This window comes from Okeania sp., assembly GCF_035285525.1.
In the GTDB taxonomy this organism is placed as follows: Bacteria; Cyanobacteriota; Cyanobacteriia; order Cyanobacteriales; family Microcoleaceae; genus Trichodesmium.
The window spans coordinates 1-6,458 of sequence record NZ_JAYKGW010000057.1 but is presented as its reverse complement, the minus strand read 5'-3'; the positions used below and the strand labels follow the sequence as shown (position 1 = coordinate 6,458).

Below are 6,458 nucleotides of genomic sequence, written 5' to 3'. Positions count from 1 at the left end.
GGGAGACCAACCCAGAACTATTTCATTCTATAATCAAGTGATAATTTGACTATCTTTTAGAGATTCGTTGATTATATTTATTTGGGAAAAAGCATATTTTCGTTAATGTACAAAAAGTCAGAAATTAGGCAATAAATAACTCTACTTCAAACCCAAGCAAAAATGGGATTTGGAAACCAAATTCCTACAATTAAATATAACCTATTTACAAAATTTTTCAGGTTAATGAATATTAAAAAGAATAATAACCTCGTAGGGAAGTTCCATAAAAAAAATGCGAACTTCCCTGGTCTCGACTCCCTATTTTTAAACAACTCTAAATAAAAGGGAAAATACACCAAAACTAACCAATAAAATTCCACTAACAGGTGTAATCCAACTAGACCATTTTCTTAATTCCAAAAACTTTTTAATATTAGCTGTAAAAGTGCCAGCTAATATCAAAGGAGTTACATAACCAATAGCATAAAATAATAATAAAACTCCACCTAAAATTAAATCTCCAGTAGTCGAAACCCAAGCTAATAATGTTGCTAATACAGGAGTGCTACAGGGAGACGCAATTAAACCAAAAGTTAAACCCAATAAATAAGAACGTACTCCTTTAGGTAAATCTGAAGAAATCCATCCCATACTATCAAAAGATGGCATTGGCAATGGCAAAGCTTCTAATAAATTAAGCCCCATTAAAATAGCAATTATACTAACAATAATTGGTAATCCTATACCTACTTGACCATAGACTTTTCCCAACAATGATGCTATAATTCCTAATCCTGCTAAAGTAGTAGCTAACCCCAGGGAAAACCAAGTAGATTGAGCTGCTGCTTGAATACGACTTTTGGCTTCATATCCTCCAATATAACCAATAGTTATTGGTAGCATGGAAAGCATACAAGGAGTCAGACTGGTTAATAAACCAGCAGCAAAAATAATGACTAAACTTACCAAACTTAGATGTGTTAATTGAGTCTTAACTAAAGTATTTGCATATTGCGCGGTTTCGTAGAGAAAAGTTAGGATAGTTTCCATAATTTTATTTATTAATATATTTTTATTGCTTAAATATTTATATAGCAATCTGGTTGGAGGTTGTCCATCTCCAATTCACCAAGAGAAAAGAAACTTCAGTATTTCCAGTTTGTTTATTCCAGGAAGTACTGATAACTCATAACTGAAAGGTTGGTCAGCTTTTTTCAGACTAATGTATTATACCAAATGAAAAAAACAGTGCTATGATAAATAATTTCTGATATTATTTCCAGAGTATTATATGGTTCTGGTCATCAAAGCTAAATTTGAGGTAAAGATTTTTTTTGGATTTTAGATTTTGGCCAGGATTTCTGGAATGATCTGAAACAAATCAACCCTAAATCAAATCTAGTGTGTAGGATAATTTTTGAATAATAGTAAAGGAGGATTAAAATATCTCAAATCAATTTTTTTAGTGATACTTTTCTTTAGGTGTATTGACATTAATATGACCACTGATTATACTAACAGAAAAGTCAAAGTATAATTATATGGCCACTGTCAAAACTGCAATCTCACTTCAAGAGTATCTGTTTGAACAAGCGGAGGCAATAGCGGCAGAAATGAAAATTTCGAGAAGTCGTTTAATTGCCATTGCTTTAGAAGAATTTATCCGTCGGCATCAAAATCGAATATTACTAGAAAAAATAAATGCTGCCTATGGAGATATTTCGGATACTGAAACATCAAAATCAATAGGTAACATAACTGAAAATCATAGGAGTGTAATAGAAGACGAGTGTTAATTAATCAGGGCGATATATTCTGGATAGAATTAGGTGAAGCATCTGGTTCTCAACCTAGTTATAGACATCCTCATGTTGTCATTCAAAATAATGTTTTTAATTTTAGTTTGATTAACACTGTTGTTGTTTGTAGTCTAGGTTCTAATTTGAAACTTGCTGCGGTTCCTGGTAATATAGTCTTGTCACCGGGTGAGGCTAACTTACCAGACCAAAGAGTTGTGAATATATCCCGAATATTCACAGTTGAAAAATCTCAACTTACAGATAAAATAGGTACTCTTTCACAGGAGAGAGTAGAAGAGATATTAAAAGGAATAGATATCTTGCTAAAACCAACAGAAATGGAATCATGATTTAATTAATTTTTTCAGATTTTGCTCCTCACCTTACTTCCTAGAGTTCATAACATAATTAATAATTAAAATTATAGAAATTCGCGTTTATGTTGTAACTAACAATTAAAAAAACTAGAAATAAACTCTGGAACTCTATAATACCCATTCATTAACTAATTATTTGTCAACCTATTCCCAAAAAATAGCAATATTTTTGACCTGAATAAAATTCTATTCCTATATCTCTTAATTAATGAGTTAATGAGGGCTTACTGAATTAAATATCAAAACAATTAATTAGAAATAAATGTTTGAGAAACTTACTTTAAGTCTAGAAAAAGTACCAGATTTTCGGGGTCATTTCAGTTATCAGTAGAGAGTGAACCACCGAATAAATTCGGAGGCTTGAAATACTGATTTATCGGGAACCGTGTTGAATTTTTTTCATCCCCGAAGCAGGGGAGGCTTTATACCTCTTTTTTTTGGTAAATAACTATTTATCTATAGCTATGGGAGAAAAATTAAGACTCTATTCTTTTCTTTTTTCTTTATGACCAGCTCTTCTATAACCCTACTAACTCCCTACTCTCTAACTTCAAAAAAAGACTTATTCAACAAGCCCTAATTATCAATTATTCATGATTCATTGGTAAATTAAGGCTTTTACTATAATTATCAAATCTCTTTATAAAAAGATAGCAATAATTTTGTATTTTTCTGCCAACTAAGGTGAGTTTTGGCAAAATTAATAGAACCATCACTTAACTTTTTATATAAAGATTTATCCTGCAATAATTTAGTAACAGAATCAACAATATGAGTCGCATCAACCGCAGGTAAAACCAAAGCATCTTTCTCATTTTCCATCTCTAAACCAATATTAGTAGCTGGCAAAACCACAGGTTTACCCATCGCTAAAAATTCTGGTAATTTACATGGAAAACGATAATCATTAAATTTATCAGGTTTACCTGGTTGAACTAACACATTTGCTAAAGCCAAAATTTCTGGCATTAAACTCCGGTCTACATATCCTAATTCAATTGCATATTGCCTCGCCCAACTATCATCATCTCCCAAAAAATTCTCAAAATCTCTACCAGTTCTAATTAAAGTTGTCCGTTGACCTTCTCGGTTCAATAATGCTACTGCTAAATATAAACTTTTCACTTCTTCAGTATTAGCAGCATGAACATTTCCCGTGTAAGAAAAGACTATATTATCATCAGGAACACCCAATTGTTTTGCTCTTTCTGGATTAGGTTTTCTCTGAGAAAAATGCTCGGTGTCTACACCAGGCCATAAAGTTAAAGTCGGTACGTTATTAGGTACAAATTCTTTTAACTTTTCTATAATAACTGTTACCCCATTGGCAGTTGCTAAAAATTCTTTATATCTTTGGGGATGAGAAACATTTTCGGGAATGTTTAGGGAACCATTAGCATTAGCAATTTCTGAAAAAGGTTTATTTAAGTATTTTTCGAGAACATATTCCTCATTATCTTCTAGATGAATTACTAATTGAAAGTCATAAGCTTTTCGGAGTTTTCGGCAGTAATTTCTAGTAACTTCTCTAGGAGTCCAAACATGCACAACATCTGGTCCTTTCTGATTTTTAAAGCATTCATTCAAGCGATAAAATTCTCCATATTCTGTCACTTGATATAAATTTGTTAAGTTTTCTCCTACTAGAGAAACTGTGTGTTTATTTCTTGGTACAGCTACAGCGCAGTCTAAACCAAGTTCAACTAAATTATTCGCAAAATGATGCACATGAAGAGCACTATTAGAGTGGAAATCTTCGTACAGAACAAATAAAATATTTTTCATTTTTAGAGGGAAGAGGGAACAGGGAATAGGGAATAGGAACGCAACATTCCGCAGGGAATACTTATAGTATTTTTTAGTAATTTTACTGATACAATATCATACTATTTTAATCTAGTCAATTTCATTTATACAGAAAGCAGGTTGATGAAGGAAATTTAGTAATTTGAAAAACAATAATTACGGCAATAAACTTGTTTTCTGATTTGGGTGTGTAAGTTCTAACTACTTCATAAATTAATTTTTAATAAATATTGATATATCCAAAAAAAATGTTTGGGTTTGGTCTCCAAACCCAAACTCCCAAAAAAAAATGTTTGGGTTTGGTCTCCAAACCCAAACTCCCAAAAAAACTGTAGGGGTTTGGTCTCCAAACTCCTATGATAAAATATTACAACCTAATTTAGGATTAATCCACAATGTAAGCTGAAATACATAATATACGGATAAAAATTAATGGATTTAGTCAAACTCCAAAACTCATTGGACAATATCTCATTTGCTATTTTATTTGCCACAATGCTCATTTATTGGGTAGCTGCTGCTTTTCCTCGTATTCCCTATCTCTCAATTTTGGGTTCCACAGGAATGGCGATCGCTAATCTCTGTATAGCAACATTACTAGGCGCTCGTTGGTTAGAAGCTGGTTATTTCCCGATCAGTAATTTATACGAATCTCTATTTTTTCTAACTTGGGGACTTACCACTATTCACCTCATCGCCGAACATAAAAGTGGTAGTCCCTTGGTAGGAGTCTTTACTTCTCCACTTGCTATGGGTATTTCTGCTTTTGCTGCCTTAACTTTGCCCTCCAATATGCAGCTCTCCGAACCTCTAGTCCCTGCTCTAAAATCTAATTGGTTAATGATGCACGTTAGTGTAATGATGGTCAGTTATGCAACTCTGATGGTGGGGTCTTTATTGGCGATCGCTTTTCTAATTATCACCAGTGGCCAAAAAGTAGAACTTAGTGGTAGTTCTTTTGGCACTCGTACTAATAGAAATAATCATTTTGTGAAGCTCTCGAAAAATTTGCAGTTACAAACAGAGGGAGGGAACCTAAAAGAAATTAAGAATAATCATCAACCTTTTCCCATATCAACACAAAATGGTCATAGTCAAACTGCGGTATTAGAAAAGACCCAAGTTAAGGAAACAGTTGAAGCAGAAATAACCCTTTTACCAGAGCGTTTAAATATTGCTCAAATTCTAGATAATATTAGTTATCGTATCATTGGCTTAGGGTTTCCACTATTGACTATTGGAATTATTTCTGGAGCTGTTTGGGCAAATGAAGCTTGGGGTTCATATTGGAGTTGGGATCCGAAAGAAACTTGGGCTTTGATTACTTGGTTAGTATTTGCGGCCTATCTCCATGCTCGGATTACCAAAGGATGGCAAGGACGAAAACCAGCGATTTTAGCTGCTACTGGATTTGCTGTAGTTTGGGTATGTTATTTAGGAGTAAATCTTTTAGGTAAAGGTTTACATTCTTATGGTTGGTTTTTCTGATAGAAAATCATTGGGTTCATCTCAATTTTGCATAAAGCCAAAAACTTATCGCTTTTAGGGAACAGGGAACAGGGAACAGGAAACAGGGAAGAAGTATGAATAGGTATGGAGGAAAAAAGTATTTTGGTAAATATGAGATGCACCCAAATCATTTCAGTTATCAATTATTCAGTTAACAGTATTTCCTACTTTAGTAGTAGTTCTATTTCCTTCTAATTTATGACTTTTTGTACATGAACAAAAAGATGTCTTTTTAAAGATTAAAGTAGATATCAACCAATCTTTAAAAGCTAGTAAAATTCTCACTTGATTCTAGAATGAAATATGGGTATTCAGTAGCAGGGTTAAAATGTTGAAGAGAATTTTCTTTATTTATCCTTTTTCTTAATTTTATAACTCTTCAATGATTAAGATTTACAGCATATTTTGGACAAATGAGATACAAGGCGTGAGTAGTAAAATTATTGTAGTGCGGGCATCTTGCCCGCGATAGATATACCTCATAATAGGCTGTATCTCATCTCAATATTTGCCAAAATATAGCAATGTGCGCACTTAATATTTATAAATTGCAGGAGGTGTCCAATAGCTAAAAGTATTATGTGATAAGCAATTTATTCTCCCTATAGTCTGTTGCCTTTTGCCTGTTGCACAGCAGCACAGCGCTATACTTTTTTCCTATTCCCTGTTCCCTGTTCCCTGTTCCCTTAGTCTAAGATAATTATTATTATGGAAACTGAAGTTCATCTATTAGAGAATGATGATGTTTTGTCTGGAGCTAGTCTTTTAATGTTTCAATGCACATTTAAAGTTAGTGAATATATAACTATGATTTTAACCAGATTAGAATCAGAAAATTTATTTGAAGAAGGGCTAGAATGTCAATTATTGAAACCTGGTTCTTATTGGAGAAAAGGGAAAGTAAAACTTCGTTTAGAATTTTATCCAGGAACTTCTGATAATATTGATAATGTTTCAGAAAAAGAGTTATCTAAAACTGAAACTG

At 32.9% G+C, this 6,458-nt stretch carries 6 protein-coding genes; 4 read left to right on the top strand and 2 right to left on the bottom strand.

Annotated features, from left to right (window positions below; genetic code table 11):
* Positions 1-306: 306 nt before the first annotated feature.
* A complete protein-coding gene (locus VKJ25_RS05950) occupies positions 307-1,032 on the bottom strand; it encodes a cytochrome c biogenesis protein CcdA (RefSeq protein ID WP_375340305.1) in 726 nt (241 codons plus the stop codon).
* 491 nt (positions 1,033-1,523) lie between these two features.
* On the opposite strand from VKJ25_RS05950, the gene VKJ25_RS05945 reads away from it, so the two are divergent.
* A complete protein-coding gene (locus tag VKJ25_RS05945) occupies positions 1,524-1,778 on the top strand; it encodes a hypothetical protein (RefSeq protein WP_324235707.1) in 255 nt (84 codons plus the stop codon).
* Positions 1,772-2,131, top strand: a complete 360-nt coding sequence (locus VKJ25_RS05940; protein WP_324235706.1) for a type II toxin-antitoxin system PemK/MazF family toxin — start codon at positions 1,772-1,774, stop codon at positions 2,129-2,131. Before VKJ25_RS05945 ends, VKJ25_RS05940 begins: the two co-directional genes overlap by 7 nt.
* A gap of 657 nt (positions 2,132-2,788) precedes the next feature.
* Here the strand turns inward: VKJ25_RS05940 and VKJ25_RS05935 are convergent.
* Complete coding sequence (locus VKJ25_RS05935) at positions 2,789-3,943, bottom strand: glycosyltransferase (protein WP_324235705.1); 1,155 nt, start codon at positions 3,941-3,943, stop codon at positions 2,789-2,791.
* A 453-nt stretch (positions 3,944-4,396) separates the two neighbouring features.
* Between VKJ25_RS05935 and ccsB the strand changes: the two genes are divergently transcribed.
* Complete coding sequence (gene ccsB / locus VKJ25_RS05930; RefSeq protein ID WP_324235704.1) at positions 4,397-5,452, top strand: c-type cytochrome biogenesis protein CcsB; 1,056 nt, start codon at positions 4,397-4,399, stop codon at positions 5,450-5,452.
* A gap of 729 nt (positions 5,453-6,181) precedes the next feature.
* Positions 6,182-6,458, top strand: a 277-nt coding sequence (locus tag VKJ25_RS05925) for a KGK domain-containing protein (RefSeq protein ID WP_324235703.1), incomplete at its 3' end; no start/stop codon positions are given.

Excerpts from the sequence above, each read along its gene's own strand:
- VKJ25_RS05950 (WP_375340305.1), bottom strand. The coding sequence starts at position 1,032 with ATGGAAACTATCCTAACTTTTCTCTACGAAACCGCGCAATATGCAAAT.
- VKJ25_RS05945 (WP_324235707.1), top strand. The coding sequence starts at position 1,524 with ATGGCCACTGTCAAAACTGCAATCTCACTTCAAGAGTATCTGTTTGAA.
- VKJ25_RS05935 (WP_324235705.1), bottom strand. The coding sequence starts at position 3,943 with ATGAAAAATATTTTATTTGTTCTGTACGAAGATTTCCACTCTAATAGT.
- ccsB (WP_324235704.1), top strand. The coding sequence starts at position 4,397 with ATGGATTTAGTCAAACTCCAAAACTCATTGGACAATATCTCATTTGCT.